The 16,510-nt window shown below is 75.0% G+C and carries 17 protein-coding genes and 1 pseudogene; 7 read left to right on the top strand and 11 right to left on the bottom strand.

Going from position 1 to position 16,510, the window contains the following annotated elements:
* From GJV82_RS17965 to GJV82_RS17935, 7 genes are all read right to left on the bottom strand, one after another.
* The coding region (locus tag GJV82_RS17965; RefSeq protein ID WP_225873471.1) for a hypothetical protein at positions 1 to 620 on the bottom strand (620 nt) is incomplete at its 3' end.
* A gap of 1 nt (position 621) precedes the next feature.
* The gene (locus tag GJV82_RS17960; protein ID WP_024842097.1) at positions 622 to 912 is read right to left on the bottom strand and encodes an acyl carrier protein; all 291 of its coding nucleotides are present in this window, start codon (positions 910 to 912) and stop codon (positions 622 to 624) included.
* A gap of 53 nt (positions 913 to 965) precedes the next feature.
* Entirely contained in the window at positions 966 to 2,282 is a 1,317-nt protein-coding gene (locus tag GJV82_RS17955) for a type III PLP-dependent enzyme (protein WP_024842098.1), read from the bottom strand.
* The gene (locus GJV82_RS17950; RefSeq protein ID WP_155100169.1) at positions 2,279 to 3,739 is read right to left on the bottom strand and encodes a preATP grasp domain-containing protein; all 1,461 of its coding nucleotides are present in this window, start codon (positions 3,737 to 3,739) and stop codon (positions 2,279 to 2,281) included. Before GJV82_RS17950 ends, GJV82_RS17955 begins: the two co-directional genes overlap by 4 nt.
* The gene (locus GJV82_RS17945; protein ID WP_024842100.1) at positions 3,736 to 4,704 is read right to left on the bottom strand and encodes a 3-oxoacyl-[acyl-carrier-protein] synthase III C-terminal domain-containing protein; all 969 of its coding nucleotides are present in this window, start codon (positions 4,702 to 4,704) and stop codon (positions 3,736 to 3,738) included. The genes GJV82_RS17950 and GJV82_RS17945 overlap by 4 nt, the downstream gene beginning before the upstream one ends.
* Positions 4,701 to 4,967 (bottom strand): acyl carrier protein, encoded by a 267-nt coding sequence (locus GJV82_RS17940; protein ID WP_024842101.1) that lies wholly within the window; start codon positions 4,965 to 4,967, stop codon positions 4,701 to 4,703. Before GJV82_RS17940 ends, GJV82_RS17945 begins: the two co-directional genes overlap by 4 nt.
* The gene (locus tag GJV82_RS17935) at positions 4,964 to 6,868 is read right to left on the bottom strand and encodes a fatty acyl-AMP ligase (RefSeq protein WP_155100168.1); all 1,905 of its coding nucleotides are present in this window, start codon (positions 6,866 to 6,868) and stop codon (positions 4,964 to 4,966) included. The genes GJV82_RS17940 and GJV82_RS17935 overlap by 4 nt, the downstream gene beginning before the upstream one ends.
* 232 nt (positions 6,869 to 7,100) lie before the next feature.
* Here GJV82_RS17935 and GJV82_RS20845 point away from each other — a divergent pair, with 232 nt between their 5' ends.
* Positions 7,101 to 7,748 (top strand): helix-turn-helix transcriptional regulator, encoded by a 648-nt coding sequence (locus tag GJV82_RS20845; RefSeq protein WP_318657807.1) that lies wholly within the window; start codon positions 7,101 to 7,103, stop codon positions 7,746 to 7,748.
* A gap of 4 nt (positions 7,749 to 7,752) precedes the next feature.
* On the opposite strand, the gene GJV82_RS17925 is transcribed toward GJV82_RS20845, so the two are convergent.
* Positions 7,753 to 8,169 carry a VOC family protein gene (locus tag GJV82_RS17925; protein ID WP_115941582.1) on the bottom strand — a complete coding sequence of 139 codons (417 nt, stop codon included), beginning with the start codon at positions 8,167 to 8,169 and terminating at the stop codon, positions 7,753 to 7,755.
* Between the two features lie 62 nt (positions 8,170 to 8,231).
* Here GJV82_RS17925 and GJV82_RS17920 point away from each other — a divergent pair, with 62 nt between their 5' ends.
* Positions 8,232 to 8,861 (top strand): putative glycolipid-binding domain-containing protein, encoded by a 630-nt coding sequence (locus GJV82_RS17920; protein ID WP_318657806.1) that lies wholly within the window; start codon positions 8,232 to 8,234, stop codon positions 8,859 to 8,861.
* A gap of 12 nt (positions 8,862 to 8,873) precedes the next feature.
* Here the strand turns inward: GJV82_RS17920 and arfB are convergent, their stop codons facing one another.
* On the bottom strand, positions 8,874 to 9,311 hold the full coding sequence (gene arfB, locus GJV82_RS17915) for an alternative ribosome rescue aminoacyl-tRNA hydrolase ArfB (RefSeq protein ID WP_318657805.1): 438 nt from the start codon (positions 9,309 to 9,311) through the stop codon (positions 8,874 to 8,876).
* 251 nt (positions 9,312 to 9,562) lie between these two features.
* On the opposite strand from arfB, the gene GJV82_RS17910 reads away from it, so the two are divergent.
* Positions 9,563 to 10,189 carry a superoxide dismutase gene (locus GJV82_RS17910; RefSeq protein ID WP_115942715.1) on the top strand — a complete coding sequence of 209 codons (627 nt, stop codon included), beginning with the start codon at positions 9,563 to 9,565 and terminating at the stop codon, positions 10,187 to 10,189.
* A gap of 83 nt (positions 10,190 to 10,272) precedes the next feature.
* Here the strand turns inward: GJV82_RS17910 and GJV82_RS17905 are convergent.
* Both GJV82_RS17905 and GJV82_RS17900 read right to left on the bottom strand, forming a co-directional pair.
* Positions 10,273 to 10,731: pseudogene (locus tag GJV82_RS17905) on the bottom strand (VapA/VapB family virulence-associated protein); the annotation flags it as partial.
* Positions 10,732 to 10,915: 184 nt separating this feature from the next.
* Complete coding sequence (locus tag GJV82_RS17900; RefSeq protein ID WP_318657804.1) at positions 10,916 to 11,626, bottom strand: metal-dependent transcriptional regulator; 711 nt, start codon at positions 11,624 to 11,626, stop codon at positions 10,916 to 10,918.
* Between the two features lie 121 nt (positions 11,627 to 11,747).
* Between GJV82_RS17900 and GJV82_RS17895 the strand changes: the two genes are divergently transcribed.
* The 4 genes from GJV82_RS17895 to GJV82_RS17880 all read left to right on the top strand — a co-directional run.
* Complete coding sequence (locus tag GJV82_RS17895) at positions 11,748 to 12,092, top strand: PadR family transcriptional regulator (RefSeq protein ID WP_155100164.1); 345 nt, start codon at positions 11,748 to 11,750, stop codon at positions 12,090 to 12,092.
* Entirely contained in the window at positions 12,089 to 13,039 is a 951-nt protein-coding gene (locus GJV82_RS17890) for a permease prefix domain 1-containing protein (protein ID WP_155100163.1), read from the top strand. Before GJV82_RS17895 ends, GJV82_RS17890 begins: the two co-directional genes overlap by 4 nt.
* 109 nt (positions 13,040 to 13,148) lie before the next feature.
* A complete protein-coding gene (locus GJV82_RS17885; RefSeq protein ID WP_155100162.1) occupies positions 13,149 to 15,986 on the top strand; it encodes a cation-translocating P-type ATPase in 2,838 nt (945 codons plus the stop codon).
* Between the two features lie 99 nt (positions 15,987 to 16,085).
* Positions 16,086 to 16,510 (top strand): ClpX C4-type zinc finger protein (locus GJV82_RS17880; RefSeq protein ID WP_318657803.1); only part of this gene is annotated, 425 nt, incomplete at its 3' end.

Genomic DNA, 16,510 nt, shown 5'->3' with positions numbered 1-16,510 from the left:
GCGGGACGCGCGCCGCGCGGGGCGCGCGCGACCGTCAGCGCCTCCACGGGCCGGCCCGGCCCGTCGTGCCCGACGACGAGCGCGACCACGCGGTCACGCGCGGGCACGCGCACGGGCGCGGGCGGGAGCGTGCACTGCTCGAGGACGAGCACGAGCGCGCTGCCCCCCAGGCCCGTGCCGGCCGGGCCGCCGTGCCGCAGCTCCTCGTGCGCGAGCCGCAACGCCGTGAACGGCCCCGCGAGACCCTGCTCGGTCACGCAGAACGTGTACGGCCGGCCGTCGAACAGGTCCGCGACGAACCCGCCGAGCAGGCGCTCGTGCTGCAGGTCCGGCGTCGTCACGACGAGCACGACGAGCCGGACGTCGTCGAGCAGGCCGCGCTCCGCCAGCGCCGCACGCGCGGCGCGGATCATCGTCGGGTAGTCGCGCCCGGGACCCGCGTCGAGCCAGTCGGTCGGCTGGCCCTCGCCGTACACGTACCGCAGGTCCTCCGCGACCGAGCGCCGTGTGCCCTCCCCGACGGGCACGAGGTCGTCCACGGGCACGTCGACGACGGCCCGCACCCTCAGCACCGCGTCGTCCGGCCGTGCGCCGGCCCGCGGCCCACCCCCGAGCGTCACGTCAGTTCCGCGTCGAGTGCTCGACGACGAAGTCCGTCAGCGAGCCCACGCTCTCGAGGTGGTGCTGCTCGAGCGACTCCGGGTCCACCTCCATGTCGAGCGAGTCCTCGAGCGCCATGAGCAGACCGAGGACGCTCGTCGAGTCGAGGTCGAGGTCGTCGAACAGGCGCGTCGCGTCGGTGACGTCCGGGAGCGGGCGCCCGAGGACGCTCGACAGCGCCTCGACGACGGCGCCGACGACGCGGTCGCGGCCGAGGGCCTCCTGGGACTCGGTGTTCGTGGACGTGCTCACGATGGTTCCTCCGGTGGTGGGTCGGGCGCCCGCGGCGCGGGCGGCGGGCAAGGTCAGGGGACGACGGCCGCGACCGGCTCGACGCGCGCTCCGAGGTCGTGGAACACCTGCCGGGACAGCAGGTCGTCGGGCGTGTCCGCGTGCCGCACGAGGAACGCCTCGTCGCCCAGGGTCAGCACCTCGGCCGGGTACCCGTGGCTGAGGAAGTGCACGGGCGACGCCGTCGCGCCGTACGCGCCCGAGCGGTCGACCGCGACGAGGTCGCCGGGCGCGAGGTCCGCGGGCAGCGGCACCGCCTTGCCGATCGTGTCGTTCGGCGTGCACAGCGGTCCCGTGACGTTCCACGGCACGTCCTCGGCCGCGGTCGCGGGGCCGACGCGGCGCATGGGGAAGTTGCGCTTGACGAACGACCCGATGCCGACGGCCGCCATGTGGTGGTTGGTCCCGCCGTCGGCGACGGCGAACCGCTCGCCCATCGACTCCTTCACGTAGCGCACGCGCGCGACGTACGTGCCGCACAGCGCCACGAGGTAGCGGCCGAGCTCCATGACGAGGTCCGTGCCCGGGTGGCGCTGGACGAACGCCTCGACCACGGGGTTGAGCGCCGCGGTGAGGACGTCGACGTCGAGGTCCCGCTCGCGCTCGAAGTAGGCGACGCCCAGCCCGCCGCCCACGTCGACGAGCTCGAGCGGGAAGCCCAGCCGCGCCGCGAGGCGCTCGGCGAGCTCGAAGATGCGCGCCGTGTTCTCGACGATCGTGCCCTCGTCGAGGATGCGCGTGCCCATGTACACCTGGACGCCGACGACGCGCGCGGCGCTCAGCCCCGCGCACAGGTCGGGCGCGTCGAGCAGCTGCTGCTCGTCGATCCCGAACTGCCGCGGCTTGCCGCCCATCGTCAGCCCCGACCCCTTGACGGAGAACGACGGGTTGACGCGCAGCACGACGCGCGCGGGGCGCCCCGTCGCGCGCGCGAGCTCGTCCACCAGCGCCAGCTCCGGCAGCGACTCGACGATGATCGCGCGCACGCCCGAGTTGAGGCACGCGACGAGCTCGTCGCGGCTCTTGCCCGGCCCGAGGAACAGGACGTCCTGCGGCGCGACGCCCGCCGCGAGCGCCGTGCGCAGCTCCGTGAGCGACGAGACCTCGGCGTTCGCGCCGAGCGCGTGCAGGAGCCCGCACACGCTGACGTTGGGGTTCGCCTTGAGCGAGTAGAAGATGCCGAGCGCGGGGTGCAGCCGCTCGCGCAGCGCGCGGTAGTTCGCGGCGAGCACGTCGCCGTCGTACACGTACACGGGCGTGCCGAACTCCTCCGCGACCGCGGCGAGGTCGGCGGTCCCGGTCGGGCCGGGGCGGCTCGGGGTCGCGGTCATCGGGGGTCTCCTCCGGTGGGTCGGCCGGTCGCGCCGGCGGGGATCGGGGCCAGGCGCTCCGTGACGGCGGCGTCGAGGCGGGCGAGCGCGTCGTCGTCGGGCGCGACGAGCAGCCCGTGGAGCCGCCCGGCGAACGTGCCGCCGGCGGCGCGGGACGCCGCGCCCGCGTTGACGGTCCCGGTCGCCTGCACGACGAGGCCCGCCTCGCCCGGCGCGCCGGGCAGCAGGTCGCCCAGGCGGTCGTGCAGCGCGGCGAACGGCAGCGGCGCGTCGAGGACGAGGGGGTACTGCCGCGCGAGCGCGACCCACCCCGGCGGCAGGAACCGCTCCTGGAGCGGGACGGTGTACGTGGACATGTTGCTGCGCGCGTTGATCTCCAGGACGGGCAGGAGGCCGCCGTCCGTGCGCACGAGCGCGTCGACCCCGACGAGGCCGTGGAAGCCGTCCGCGGCGAGGCGTGCGCCGAGGCGCTCGGCGAGCCCGGCGAGCTCGTCGACCTGCTCCGCCGGCAGGCGCGACGGGATGCGGTGCCCCTTGTGGACGCCGCCCTCGGTGATCGCCTCCTTGACGAAGTCGAACGTCACGGCGCCGTCGGGCGCGACGGTGAAGTGGTAGTTGAGGTCGGTCGCCTTGTCCGCCCACACCTCGACGACGACGGCGAGGCGGTCGTCGCCCGAGCGCGCCGCGCGGCGCGTGACCATGCGCACGAGCTGGTCGAGCCGGCGCGGGTCGTCGACGACGAGGATCCCCTTGCCGGAGACGCCGTACGCGTCCTTGACCCCGACCGTCGCGCCGTCCGCGACGAGCCGCGCCGCCTCGGCGCACGCGCGCTCGAAGTCCTCGACCGTCCGGCACGCCCAGCCGCGCGCCTGCTCGATCCCCAGCTCGTCGCACAGCCCGCGGCTGTACACCTTGCTGTTGACCGCCTTGGTCGTCGCGACGCCGGGGAGCACGGACCGCAGCCCCGTCGCGACGGCGAGGTCCTCCTCGGCCGACGACGTCCCGTGCGCGAGCAGGCGCACCCCGTCCGCCGCGAGCCCCCGCAGGCTCGCCAGCAGCGCGGGCGAGTCGAGCGCGTCGAGCGTGACGGTGCGCAGCGGGTCGCTCGACTCCGCGACGTGCACCGTCGGCAGCCCGACGCCGAGCGCGTCGAGGTGCGCGAGGTGGTCCGGGTCCGGCTCGCCCTTGAGCACCACGTGGTCGCCCGGCCCGGCGAGCAGGAGTGCGAGCTCGTCCATGCGGTTCACGAGGGCTGCCGTCGCCGACGCGCCGCCGACCGACGGCAGGCCCACCTCCCCGACGGCCCACGCGTCCTCGACCTCGAAGTTGCCGAGCAGCACGAGCGGTGCGTCGGGCGCGCCCGCGAGCGCGCGCTTGGTCCGGGTACGGAACGGCTCGCGGCCCGCCCGCGCCGTGGCCTCCGGGGCGGCGGCCTCCGCCACCTGCTCGACCGTCATGCGGGCTCCTCCGTCTCGTGGGGCGCGTAGCGCAGGACCATGGCGGAGAACGTCGCCCCGAGGCCGACCGCCACCATGAGGAACGGGTCGCCCGGGCGCAGGCGACCCTCGGCACGCGCGGCGGCGTAGCCGATGAACGAGTCGGCGCCGAAGCAGTGCCCGGTCACCGGCACGTCGTCGAGCCGCACGCGCGCGATCGGGAGCCCGAGGCGCGAGCACAGGCGGCGCCACGACACGCGGTTGACGTTGTGCGGCAGCACGAGCGCGAGGTCGTCGAGCACGAGGCCCGCGCGCTCGACCGCCTCGAGCACGACCTCCGCGAGCACCTCGGTGTACGCGACGCCGAACGGCCCCGCGAGCTCCTCGGGGAGCGGGACCTGGTGGTACTCGCCGAGCGTGCGCGTCGCGTAGGAGAGCACGGGGCTCCCGGCCCGCCGGGCCGAGCCGTCCGCCCCGACGAGCACGGCCGCCGTGCCCTCGCCCATGATCGTCGTGCCCTCGATGAGGCGGGAGCCGGGGCTGAACGCCTTCTCGCCCGTGAGGACGAGCGCGAGCGCGTCAGGATCGCCGTCGGACGCGAGGAGGCGGCCCGCGACGTCGACCGCGAGCAGCGCGGACGCGCACGCGTGCTGGGTGAGGGTCCACACGACCGCGTGGTCCAGACCGAGGCGGGTCGCGGCGTCGTGCAGCGGGTTGACCCCGACCGGGGCGACCGTCGCGATGGTCCGCGCGCCGAGCACGTAGCGCACGCGGTGCTCGTTGCCCGCGAGGCCGGGCACCGCGCGCGCGGCGGCGACGAGCAGGTCGGCGAGGTCCTCGCCCGGCGCGGTGCACACCTCGCGCAGCCCGAAGAACCGCTCGAACACGCCGAGCTCCAGGTGGTCGAGGCCCAGCTCGTCCGCCAGGTCGCGGATGGGCACGCGCGTCGCGGGGACGTGCGCGCCGACGTCGACGAGCGTCGTCATGCCGCCGTCCCGGGGACGTCGACGACGCTGCGCAGGTGCTCCGCGAGCGCCCGGGGCGTCGGGTTGTCCGCGACGGTCTCCGGGTCCAGGTCCACGCCCAGCGCGTCCTCGAGGTCGCCCAGGAGCGCGAGCACCTGGACGGACCCGAGGCCGAGGCCCGTGAGGTCCGCCGCCGGGTCGACGGCGCCCGGCTCCACCCCCAGGGCGGCGGCGACGTGCCGCAGCACGAGGTCGTCGAACGAGTCGGGTCGGGGTGAGGTCATGGTCGGGTCCCTGCGTGGTCGGTGCGCGCGCGCCCGCGGGACGCGCGCAGCGAGTGGAGCTCGGCGAGGTCGCCGCGACCGAGCAGGTCGCGCGCGCGGCCGCGCTGGATCTTGCCGCTCGTGGTCCGCGGCACCTGGCCCGGGCGCACGAGGACGACGTCGTGGACCGCGGCACCCGAGACGGACGCGAGGTGGGACGCCATGCGGCGCACCGCGTCGTCCAGCTCGTCGCCGCCGCTCTCGCGCGCGCCGGGCGTCGGGCGGAACTCCTGCACCGCGCACAGCGCGCCCGGCAGGCCCTCCGCCTCGAAGACGGCGCCCGGCCGCCCCTCGGCGCCCGCGTGCAGGGCGCGCAGCTCGCGCTCGAGGTCGTACGGGTAGAGGTTGCGCCCGGCGACGAGGAGGAGCTCCTTGATGCGCCCGGTGACGACGAGCTGGCCGTCGTGCAGCGCGCCCAGGTCGCCCGTCCGCAGCCACGGGCCGGTCCCGTCCGCCGCCGTCGCGCCGAACGTCTCGGCCGTCGCCTCGGCGCCCGAGGCGCCCCAGTACCCGGACGCGACGGCGCCGCCGCGCAGCCAGACCTCGCCGACCGTCCCGTCCGGGACCGTCTCACCGCGCTCGTCCACGAGACGCAGCTCGACACCGTGGGGCACGCCGCAGCACACGAGCCGCGTCCCGGTGCGCGCGGTGCCGAGCCCGGCCCCGGCGTCCGCGGCCGCGTCCTGCGGTCCGGCGTCCGGGGCGACCGGGACGACCTGCTCGCCCGGGACGGCGGACAGGCCCGACTCCTCGTCGAGCACGACGAGGCGGCCGTCGCGGAGCGCGGCGTCGTCCACCGTGACGACGAGCGGGCGGCTCCGGTCCGGGTACGTCGCCGTCAGGGTCGCCTCCGCGAGCCCGTACCCCGGGCCGTGCGCCGACCCGCGGAAGCCCACGGGCTCGAAGCGGCGCGTGAACGCCTCGAGGACCGCGGCGTCGACCGGCTCGGCGCCGTTGAGCGCCCACCGCAGGCGGGACAGGTCGAGGTCGGCGAGCTGGTCGTCGCGCACGCGCCGCGTGCACTGGTCGTAGCCGAAGTTCGGCGACGCCGTCACGGTCGCGCGCGTCTGCGTCATCGCCGACAGCCAGCGGACGGGGCGCTTGAGGAACGACGTCGAGGACACCATGACGGCCGTCGCGCCGAGGCCGAGCGGCACGAGCAGCATCCCGACGAGGCCGAAGTCGTGGTAGCCGGGCAGCCAGCTGCAGAACACGTCGTCGGGCGTGAGGCCGAGCGCCGTCGTGAACGCGTCGTGGTGGTGCAGCACGTTCGCGTGCGTGACGACGACGCCCTTGGGCCGGCTCGTCGAGCCCGACGTGTACTGCAGGAACGCGGCGTCCTGCGGGGCGGGGCGGTGGTCGTGCCGGGTCGGCGCCGCGACGGCGTCGGTGGTGGAGGTGGCGGTGGCGGTCGCGGCGTCGAGCACCGTCACGGCGACGGGACGCCCGTCGGCGCGCCGCAGCGGGCGGGCCCACTCCTGCGTCTCGGCCGCGGCCGTCGGGTCCACGAGCACCGCGGCGGCGTCGCAGTCGGCGAGCATGCCGCGCACGCGCTCGCGCTGGTAGGCCTGCCCGCCCGGCAGGGGCGACGGGACGGGGACGAGGCCCGCGGCGAAGCACCCGACGAGCGCGACGACGAACGACTCGGTCGCGGAGTACAGCACGAGCGCCCGGTCGCCCGGCTCGTGCCGGGCGACGAGGTCGGCCGCGAGCGCCGCAGCGCGCGCGTCGAGCTCGGCGTAGGTGAGCGTGCGCCGCTCCCCCGCCTCCGGCACGACGACGACGGCGGCGTGGTCCCCGCGGTCCCGCGCGTGCCCGCGGACGAGGTCCAGGAGGGTCAGATGGTCTGGCCGCGCGCCCATGTCGCCCCCGTCCGTCGTCCGGCGCCGGGACCCTCCCGGCGCGAGGACGCCGGGGCAGCGCGGAGCATGACCCGGCGGTCCGGGGGAAGCCTGGCAGCGAACGATCGCGGTGTAAACAAATAGGAAGTGTCCGGAAGCGGACAAATGGCCGCTGACCACTGGTTTCGTCACATCGGTCCGGCCGCCGGGACGTCGGGGACCGGTCGCGGCGGCTCGGCTACAGTCACCCCGCGTGACGTCGTCGGAACGAGACCCGGTCCTCGGCGCCAGGCGCTCCGCGCGGGCGGTCGCGCTGCGCCGCGCGCGCGACGTCCTCGTGCTCGACGACGGCCGCCACGGCGCCGGCGACCCGCTGTGGGTGCGCGTGCGGGACCGCGCCCGCCCGGACGCGCGCGTGCGCGTCGTCACGGCGACTCCCGATCACCACGCGCAGCACGGCGCGCCCCGCGACGTGACCGACGCCGAGCCGGGACCGCACGACGGCGTCGCCCCGGACCGCGCCGACGCGGCCCTGCGCGTCACGCCCGCGCTCCCCCTGTCGCTCGTCGCGCTCGACGACACGGTCGTGCTCGTCGCCCGGACGCCACGCGCACGGGCCGTGACCGACCGCGACGCGGTCCTCGCGCTGCGCGCCCTCGCCGAGTCGGAGTGGGACCGCGCGCGGCCTGCGGACGACGCGCTCGCCCCGACCGAGGACACGCTCCTGCGGCTCCTCGCCGAGGGCAAGACGGACTCGGCCGTCGCCGCGCGCCTCGGCGTCTCCCCCCGCACCGTGCGGCGGCACGCCGCGGGCCTCATGGGGCGGCTCGGCGCGACGAGCCGGTTCGAGGCGGGCGCGCGCGCGGCGCAGCGGGGCTGGATCCGCATCACCGACCGCTGAGCGCTCAGCGTCCCGCGGCCGCGACCTCCGCGTCGCTGCGCAGCACGCAGAACTCGTTGCCCTCCGGGTCGGCGAGCACGACCCAGCCGAACCCGTCCGGCGTGCGGCGGTCCGCGACCTGCGTCGCGCCCAGCGCGAGCAGCCGCTCCACCTCCTCCTCGCGCGTGCGGTCCGTCGGCCGCAGGTCGAGGTGCACGCGGTTCTTGAGCTGCTTGTCGTCGGGGACCTCGACGAACAGGACGTGGCCGCGGCTCTCGACGGGCGTCGTCGCGTCCGCGGGCGGAACGATCATGCACTCCTCGTGGCCGGGCAGGTTGGGGTCGCCGGGCACGTCGGTGTACCCGAGGACCTGGGCCCAGAAGACCGACTGGGCGTACGCGTCGCGCGCGTCGAACGTGGTGTGGGAGATCCGTGACGTCATGCGCGCGACCCTCCCACGCCCTCGGCGCGCGGGCACCGGCTTTTCGTCCCAGACTGGCCGCCGTGGGCGCTTCGACGAGGCACGTCGCGTGGACCGGGTGGGACGACGACCCGGACCGGCTCGAGGCCGCGACCGTCGTCGTGCGGGGCGACCGGCTCGCCGCGCTGGGCACGTCGCGCGCGACGACGTACGCGACGTCGTGGGCGCTCCGGACGGGTCCCGGGTGGGTCACCGAGCACCTCGACGTGTCGGTGCACGGGGTCGGCTGGTCGCGCCACCTCGACCTCGTCCGCACTCCCGACGGCGTATGGAGCGCCGACGTGCGCGAGTCGGGGACCGCGCCGTCGGACCTCGCCCCGCCGGGGATCGACGACCCGGCCGCGCTCGACGGCGCGCTCGACTGCGACGTCGCGCTGTGCCCCGTGACCAACACGATGCCGATCCTGCGGCTCGGGCTGCTCGGCGACGCCCCGCCGGCGCGTGAGACGGAGCTCGTCATGGCGTGGGTGGAGCTGCCGTCGCTCCGCGTCCTGCGCAGCGACCAGCGGTACGCGGCCCGCTCGCCGCTCGACCCGGCGACCGGGCGGGGCGTCGTCACGTACACGAGCGCGACGCGCGACGTCGCGGCCGACCTCACGGTCGACGCCGACGGGATCGTCGTCGACTACCCGGAGCTCGCGCGGCGGCTCTGACCTGCCGGCGCGTCAGTCCTGGGGCGGGCGGCGCAGGCGCTTGACATCCGTCCGCCGCTTCTTGGCGGCGATCCGCCGTTCCACCGAGCCCCGCGTGGGCCGGGTCGCCCGGCGGCGCGGCCCGGGCGGCGCGAGCGCGTCCGCGAGCAGGGCCGCGAGGCGCACGCGCGCGGCCTCGCGGTTGCGCCGCTGCTCGCGGTGCTCGGACGCCGCGACGGTGACGACGCCACCTACGACGCGGCGGCCCAGGCGCTCCAGCGCGCGCGCCCGCTGCGCGTCGGTGAGCACCGCGGAGCGCGCGACGTCCCACGACAGCTCGACGCGCGAGTCGGTCGTGTTGACGCCCTGCCCTCCTGGCCCCGAGGAGCGCGAGAACCGCCACGACAGCTCCGCCTCGGGGACCACCAGGGCGGGCGTCACGCGCAGGCCGGGGCGGGCGTCGTCGGGCACCCGTCCATCCTGCCCGACGGCGCCCGCGCGGCCCAGAAGACCGGCCCGCCCGGTCGGGGCTCGGGCTCCGGCGGTCAGCGGTCGAGCGGCGCGTCGATCTCGGCGACGCGGGTCGCGGCAGGGCGCGCGCCGGGCGTCCCGGGAGGCGTGGGGCGGGTCCGACCTGCAAGATCACAGCGCGCCCACCTTGACCTCAACCGTGGTCGAGGTCCTAGCGTGGCCGCATACCGACGGAAGGAACCTGAGGAACCATGCCTGTCTACACTCTCCCCGAGCTGTCCTACGACTACGGTGCGCTCGAGCCGCACATCTCCGGGCGGATCATGGAGCTGCACCACTCCAAGCACCACCAGGCCTACGTCACCGGCGCGAACACCGCCCTGGAGAAGCTCGCCGAGGCCCGCGAGTCCGGCGACTTCGCCGCGATCAACCTCCACGAGAAGAACCTCGCGTTCAACCTCGGCGGCCACGTCAACCACTCCGCCTTCTGGACCAACCTCTCCCCCGAGGGCGGCGGCGAGCCCACCGGCGAGATCGGCGCCGCGATCGACGAGCACTTCGGCTCCTTCGACGCCTTCAAGAAGCAGTTCGCCGCCGTCGCCGCCGGCGTCCAGGGCTCCGGCTGGGCCATCCTCGCCTGGGACTCCATCGGCTCCAAGCTCGTCACCGTCCAGCTCTACGACCAGCAGGGCAACCTCACCCTCGGCCTGACCCCCATCGTCCTGCTCGACGTCTGGGAGCACGCCTACTACCTCGACTACCAGAACGTGCGCGCCGACTACGTCACCGCCTGGTGGAACCTCGTCAACTGGTCCGACGCCGAGGCCCGCCTCCAGCGCGCCAAGACCCAGACCGCCGGGCTCATCGTCCCCGCCTGACACCCCCCACGACCCGGACCCCGGCCGCACGACGCCCCACGAGGCGCCGCGCGGACCGGGGTCCGTCGCGTCCGGGCCGTGGCCTACGACCAGGAGCCCGTGCCGCCGCCCGTGCCGAGCGCGGTCGAGAACGCCCCGGCCTGGAAGTGGCCGAGCAGGTGCGAGCTCTTGTCGAAGAAGTTCACGTTGAAGTAGACCGGCGTCGCGTTGAACTGGAAGCTCTTCGTCGAGGAGTAGAGCCGGTCGAGGTCGTCGGTGTAGACGTCGCCCCAGGCGCCGCCGCCGCCGGGCGTCGAGATGCCGCCGGCGTGCCCGCGGAACCTCTTGCCGCCCTCGATGTCCACCGCCACCTGCAGGTAGAAGATCATGCTCGCGACGGACCCCTGCGCGGAGTGGGCCGTGGTCAGGCTCCGCAGCCGCTCCGAGGCCGCCTCGACCAGTTCCGGGTCGAGCGCGCCCTCCGTGGCGCGCGCGAAGTCCGCGACCAGGATCTCCTTGTCCACCGTCGTCGTGTCGGTCATCGTGTCCCCCTGCTGTCGTCCGACCGGGGCGGCGGGCGCCGGCCCCGGGGACCCGCACGCGGCGACCGGTCCACCGGACCGGCGCCGTCGTCCGGGTCTACCGTCAGGCTAGGGAGCCGGGGCGCGGCCGGACACACGAGCGCGAGACTTCACCCGCTGCCCTCGACGTGCGGCGCGGACGCGAGGCCCGGGACGGCGCCCGCGCTCAGTCCGCGGTGACGAAGAGGTGGCGCGCGACGTCCATCGGCAGGTCGAGCACCGTCGTCGCGCCCTCGCCGGACGCGGTGACGACGCCGTCACCGACCGTGACGACGAGGGTCTGGCGCGGGAACAGGCCGGCCTCGGCGAACCGCGCGAGCAGGTCGACGTCCACCTGGACGGGCTCGGCGATGCGCTGGAGCACGACGCGGACCTCCGTGCCCGCGGTCGCGCCGCGCGCGGCCAGGAGTGCCGGCAGGGACACGACGCCCTGGAGGTACCCGACCTCGGGCAGGTCCTCGCCGAGCTCGCGCAGGCCGGGGATCGGGTTGCCGTAGGGGTCGTGCGCCGGGTGGTCGAGGAGGCCGACGAGGCGACGCTCGACGAGGTCGCTCATGACGTGCTCCCAGCGGCACGCCTCGGTGTGGACCTGTTCCCAGTCGAGCTTGATGACGTCGGTGAGGAGCCGCTCGGCGAGGCGGTGCTTGCGCATGACGCGCACGGCCGTCTGGCGGCCGAGCGCGGTGAGCTCGAGCTGGCGGTCGCCGCCGACGACGACGAGCCCGTCGCGCTCCATCCGGCCGACGGTCTGGGACACGGTGGGGCCCGAGTGCCCGAGGCGCTCGGCGATGCGCGCGCGCAGCGGGGGGATGCCCTCCTCCTGCAGCTCGTAGATCGACTTCAGGTACATCTCGGTGGTGTCGATCAGGTCGGTCACGAGCCCTCCCGCGGCAGGTACGACGCACTCTTCTCTGGAACCGTTCCAGTCTAGCGCCCGCACTGCTGCACGATGTTGTGCCCCTTGCCTATAGTGTGCGATACACACTATGGTGTCAGTCATGACCGATCCCGAGATCCTCGCCGGGCACAGCCAGGAGGTGCGCCGCGGCTCCGTCGTCGTCGCGAGCCTCCTCCTGCTCCGCCGGCCCGGCTACGGCTACGGGCTCCTCGAGTCGCTCGCCGCGGCCGGCGTCCCCGTCGACGCCAACACGCTCTACCCGCTCCTGCGCCGCCTCGAGAAGCAGGGCCTCCTCGTCAGCGAGTGGAACACCGACGAGGCCCGGCCGCGCAAGTTCTACCGGACCTCCCCCGAGGGCGACGCGCTCGCCCGCTCCCTGCTCGACGAGTGGCTCGCCACCGCACGGAGCCTGCAGACCATCGACTCCCAGGAAGGCACGTCATGACGCTCACCGACCGCTACGTCGCCGCGACGCTGCGCCGCGTCCCCGCCGCGCAGCACGCGGACCTCGAGCCGGAGCTGCGCGCGTCCGTCACCGACGCGATCGAGGCCAAGGTCGAGGCGGGCGCCGACCCGGACCGGGCCGAGACCGAGGTCCTCAACGACCTCGGCGACCCGGACCGCCTGGCCGCGGACCTCGCCGACCGGCCGCTCCACCTCATCGGCCCCGCGTACTACCTCGACTGGCTGCGCCTGCTCAGGCTGCTCCTCTGGGTGAGCCTCGTCCCGGGCGCGATCGTGCTGACCACGGGCCTCGTCGAGGGCGACGCCGTCGGGTCGGCGATCTGGAGCGGCGTCTGGACCGCGGCGAACGTCGCGCTGCAGATCGCGTTCTGGACCACGCTCGTGTTCGTCCTCCTCGAGCGCTACGGCGATCCCCGGGGCCCGGAGGACCTCACCGGCGGCCCGTGGACCGTCGACCGCCTCCCCGCCGAGCGCGCGCCCCGCGCCGTCTCGCTCGTCGACACGGTCGTGTCGGTCGGCCTGCTCGCGCTCGTCGCGGCCGCGCTCCTGCTCCAGCGCACCGTCTCGTGGTTCCACGAGCCCGACGGCACGGCGATCCCGGTGCTGCACCCGGACATGTGGCCGACGTGGACGCTCGCGCTCCTCGCGGTCGTCGCCGTCGACGTCGTGCTCACGATCCTCACGTACGTCCGGGGCCGGTGGACCGTGGGGCTCGCCGTCGTCAACACCGTCACGGCCGTGCTCTTCGCGGGCGTCGTCGTGTGGCTCGCGAGCGTCGACCGCCTCGTGAACCCCGCGTTCCTCGAGGCGTCCGGCGGCGACTCCCTCACGTGGCTCCCGAACGTCGTCATCGCCGGGACCGTGGTCATCGCCGCGTGGGACGTCGTCGACGTCTGGGTCAAGGCCCTGCGCGACCGGCGCGCCTGACCCGCCTCCCCCCGGCCACCGCCCGCCCGCCCGACCGCAGCCCCGCGGTCCGCGGGCGGGCGGCGTCGTTCCCCGCGCCGTCCGCGGCCTTCGGTGCCACGATCGGGCCATGAGCGCTACGGCCCCGGAGGCCGGCCCGCACGCCTCCGGCTCCCCCAGCACGTCGAGCACCGGGTCCGCCGAGGGTCCCGCCTGGTACGCCCAGGACGCGACCGCCGTCGTGGCGGCCCTCGGGTCGGACGCCGAGAACGGCCTCACCGCCGCCGAGGCCCGCGCGCGCCTCGAGCGCGACGGCCCCAACGAGATCGTCGCCGAGCCCCCGCCGTCGCGGTGGCGGATCCTGCTCGGGCAGCTCGCGGACCCGATGAACATCATGCTCGTCGCGGTCGCGGTCGTCAGCGTCGCCATCGGCCAGCACCCCGTGGGTGTCATCGTCGCGACGCTCGTCGTGCTCAACGTCGTGCTCGGCACGCGGCAGGAGGTGCAGGCGCGCGCGACGGTCGACGCCCTCGCGCGCACCCAGACGCCGCAGGCGCGCGTCGTGCGCGACGGCTCCGTCGCGAGCGTGCCGGCGGTCGACCTCGTGCCGGGCGACGTCGTGCAGCTCGAGGCGGGGGACGTCGTGCCCGCCGACGGCCGCATCCTGCGGTCCGCGACGCTCGAGACCCAGGAGGCCGCGCTCACCGGCGAGAGCGCGCCGATCGGCAAGTCCGCGCCCGCGCTCGCGTCCACGGACGTCGCGCTCGGCGACCGCGTGAACATGGCGTTCCAGAACACGTCCGTCACGCGCGGCACGGCGACGATCGTCGTGACCGAGACGGGCATGAGCACGCAGATGGGCCGCATCGCGTCCATGCTCTCGGCGGTGAGGACCACGCGGTCGCCGCTGCAGCGCGAGCTCGACTCGCTGACGAGGGTCCTCGGCCTCGTCGCGTGGGGCGCCGTCGCGATCATCGTGGTGATCGGCCTGGCGCGCGGGCAGAGCATCACCGCGCTCCTGCTGCTCGGCATCTCCATGGCGATCTCCGCGATCCCCACGAGCCTGCCCACGTTCGTGCAGGGGATGCTCGCGTACGGGGCGAAGCAGCTCGCCGCCGCGAAGGCCGTGGTGAAGAACCTCGCCGACGTCGAGACGCTCGGCGCGACGAGCGCCATCAACTCGGACAAGACCGGCACCCTGACGATGAACCAGATGACGGTCCGGTCCCTGTGGTTCCGGGGCGAGTGGTACACCGTCGCGGGCGAGGGGTACGCCAAGCAGGGCACGATCCGGCAGGCCGCCGGGGCGCCCGCGCCCGACTTCACCTACCTCGCGTACGGGCTGTGCCTCGACAGCGACGCGACCGTGTCCGACGCCGGGGACGTCGTCGGCGACCCGACCGAGGCGGCGCTCGTCGTGCTCGCCGCGAAGATGGGCGTCGACGCCGAGGAGACGCGCCGCGCCTACCCGCGCGTCGCCGAGGTCCCGTTCGACTCCGACTACAAGTTCATGGCGACGTTCCACCACGTGCCGTTCCAGGGCGAGACGCGGCTCGCCGGGGTCGTCAAGGGCGGGCCGGACGTCGTGCTCGCGCGGTGCTCGGGGATGCTGCGCCCGGACGGGACGGTCGTCGGGATCGATACGGCGCGCGAGGAGGTCCTCGACGCGAACCGCGAGCTGTCGGAGCAGGGCCTGCGCGTCCTCGCGTTCGCCGTGCGCCGGCTCGACGTGCCCGACGCCGACGTCCAGGCCGACCCGATGTCGTTCGTCACCGACCTCGTCTTCGTCGGCCTCGTCGGGATCATCGACCCGCTGCGACCCTCGTCCGTCGAGGCGGTGCGCGTCGCGCAGGGCGCCGGGATCGACGTCCGCATGATCACGGGCGACCACGCGATCACCGCCGCCGCGATCGGCAAGGAGCTCGGGCTCGGGCCGGGCGCCGCGAGCGGCGCCGACGTCCAGGCGATGACGGACGACGAGCTGCTGGCCGCGCTGCCGAACCTCCACGTGTTCGGGCGCGTCACGCCCCAGGACAAGCTGCGGCTCGCGCGGCTCATGCAGTCGGAGGGGCTCGTCGTCGCGATGACGGGCGACGCCGTGAACGACGCCGCGGCGCTCAAGCAGGCGGACATCGGCGTCGCGATGGGCTCCGGGAGCGAGGTGACCAAGCAGGCCGGGAAGATGATCCTCACGGACGACAACTTCGGCACGCTCGTCACCGCGATCCGCCTCGGCCGCAGCATCTACGAGAAGATCGTGTCCTACGTGCGGTACCAGATGGCCGGGCTGTTCGGGCTGGTCCTGCTGTTCCTCACCGCGAGCGTCTTCGACATCAACGACGGCGTGCCGCTGTCGCCGCTCATGGTCCTGTTCCTCAACTTCTTCGTCACCCTCTTCCCGGTGATCGTCATCATGCTCGACCCGCCGAGCGACGCGATCATGAGCCGCCCGCCGCGCGACCCGAAGGTCACCATCACCAACGCGCACGCCGTGAGCCGCTGGCTCCTCTACGGGGTGGTCCTGTTCGGCGTCACGCTCGCCACCCTCCTCCTGGCGCCCGGAGAGATGCGCTCCGACGGCCCGTCCGTCCCGGTGACGATGGCGTTCGTCGTCATGGCCCTCGGGTCCGTGCTCGGGGGGCTCGCCATGCGCCGCGACCCGGAGTCGGGGCTCACTACCCCGGTGCTCAAGCCGCTCCTCATCTTCACCGTGCCGGTCGTGCTGACGATCCTCATGGTCGAGTCGCGCATCCTCCAGGAACTGCTGCAGACGACGAGCCTCACGTCGGGCCAGTGGCTCGCGTGCCTCGTCGTGTCGCTCGTCGTGCCGCTCGTGGTCGAGGCGGACAAGGGGGTGCGCCGGTCCGCGGCGCGACGTCGCGCCGCCCGGGCGGCCGTGCCTGCGGACGTGCGCGACGTCGTCGCACCGGTCCGGGCGCGCGAGGTCGCCCCGGCGTCGCGCGCCTGAGGCTCCGCGCCGGACGGCGCGGGGCGTCGCCCGGCATGTCATGGGCGCGGGCTACGATCGGCCGCAGTCGACCGCTACCCCCACCGACTGGAGGCCCCCGTGGCACGCTCCGACGGCACCGACGACGGCACACCCCGCGGCCAGCGCGGGCCACGCGCGGCCGACGCGCTCACGTGCTCGTTCTGCGGCAAGTCCCAGCGGCAGGTCAAGCGCCTCATCGCCGGACCGGCGGGCGTGTTCATCTGCGACGAGTGCGTCGCGCTGTGCCTCGAGATGGTCGAGGAGGACCGCGAGACGGAGGCCGCCGCGCAGGACGTCGTCACCGGTGACGGGCCGCTGCCGACCCCGCACGAGATCTTCGCGCACCTCAGCCGGTACGTCGTCGGGCAGGACGGCGCGAAGCGGGCGCTGGCCGTCGCGGTGCACAACCACTACAAGCGCGTGCGTGCCGCCGCTGCCGCCGAGGAGGCGGGCGACGCGCCCTCGGCCGACGACCCGGACTACGTGGAGCTGGCGAAGTCGAA

Origin of the sequence: Cellulosimicrobium composti (genome assembly GCF_009711085.1) — a bacterium.
In the GTDB taxonomy this organism is placed as follows: Bacteria; Actinomycetota; Actinomycetes; order Actinomycetales; family Cellulomonadaceae; genus Cellulosimicrobium; species Cellulosimicrobium composti.
This window is presented reverse-complemented; position numbering and strand designations above follow the sequence as displayed.

Bases quoted from the DNA above. Each gene is read 5' to 3' on its own strand.
- GJV82_RS17955 (WP_024842098.1), bottom strand. From the start codon at position 2,282: ATGACCGCGACCCCGAGCCGCCCCGGCCCGACCGGGACCGCCGACCTC.
- GJV82_RS17950 (WP_155100169.1), bottom strand. From the start codon at position 3,739: ATGACGGTCGAGCAGGTGGCGGAGGCCGCCGCCCCGGAGGCCACGGCG.
- GJV82_RS17945 (WP_024842100.1), bottom strand. From the start codon at position 4,704: ATGACGACGCTCGTCGACGTCGGCGCGCACGTCCCCGCGACGCGCGTG.
- GJV82_RS17940 (WP_024842101.1), bottom strand. From the start codon at position 4,967: ATGACCTCACCCCGACCCGACTCGTTCGACGACCTCGTGCTGCGGCAC.
- GJV82_RS17935 (WP_155100168.1), bottom strand. From the start codon at position 6,868: ATGGGCGCGCGGCCAGACCATCTGACCCTCCTGGACCTCGTCCGCGGG.
- GJV82_RS17925 (WP_115941582.1), bottom strand. From the start codon at position 8,169: ATGACGTCACGGATCTCCCACACCACGTTCGACGCGCGCGACGCGTAC.
- GJV82_RS17910 (WP_115942715.1), top strand. From the start codon at position 9,563: ATGCCTGTCTACACTCTCCCCGAGCTGTCCTACGACTACGGTGCGCTC.
- GJV82_RS17895 (WP_155100164.1), top strand. From the start codon at position 11,748: ATGACCGATCCCGAGATCCTCGCCGGGCACAGCCAGGAGGTGCGCCGC.
- GJV82_RS17890 (WP_155100163.1), top strand. From the start codon at position 12,089: ATGACGCTCACCGACCGCTACGTCGCCGCGACGCTGCGCCGCGTCCCC.
- GJV82_RS17885 (WP_155100162.1), top strand. From the start codon at position 13,149: ATGAGCGCTACGGCCCCGGAGGCCGGCCCGCACGCCTCCGGCTCCCCC.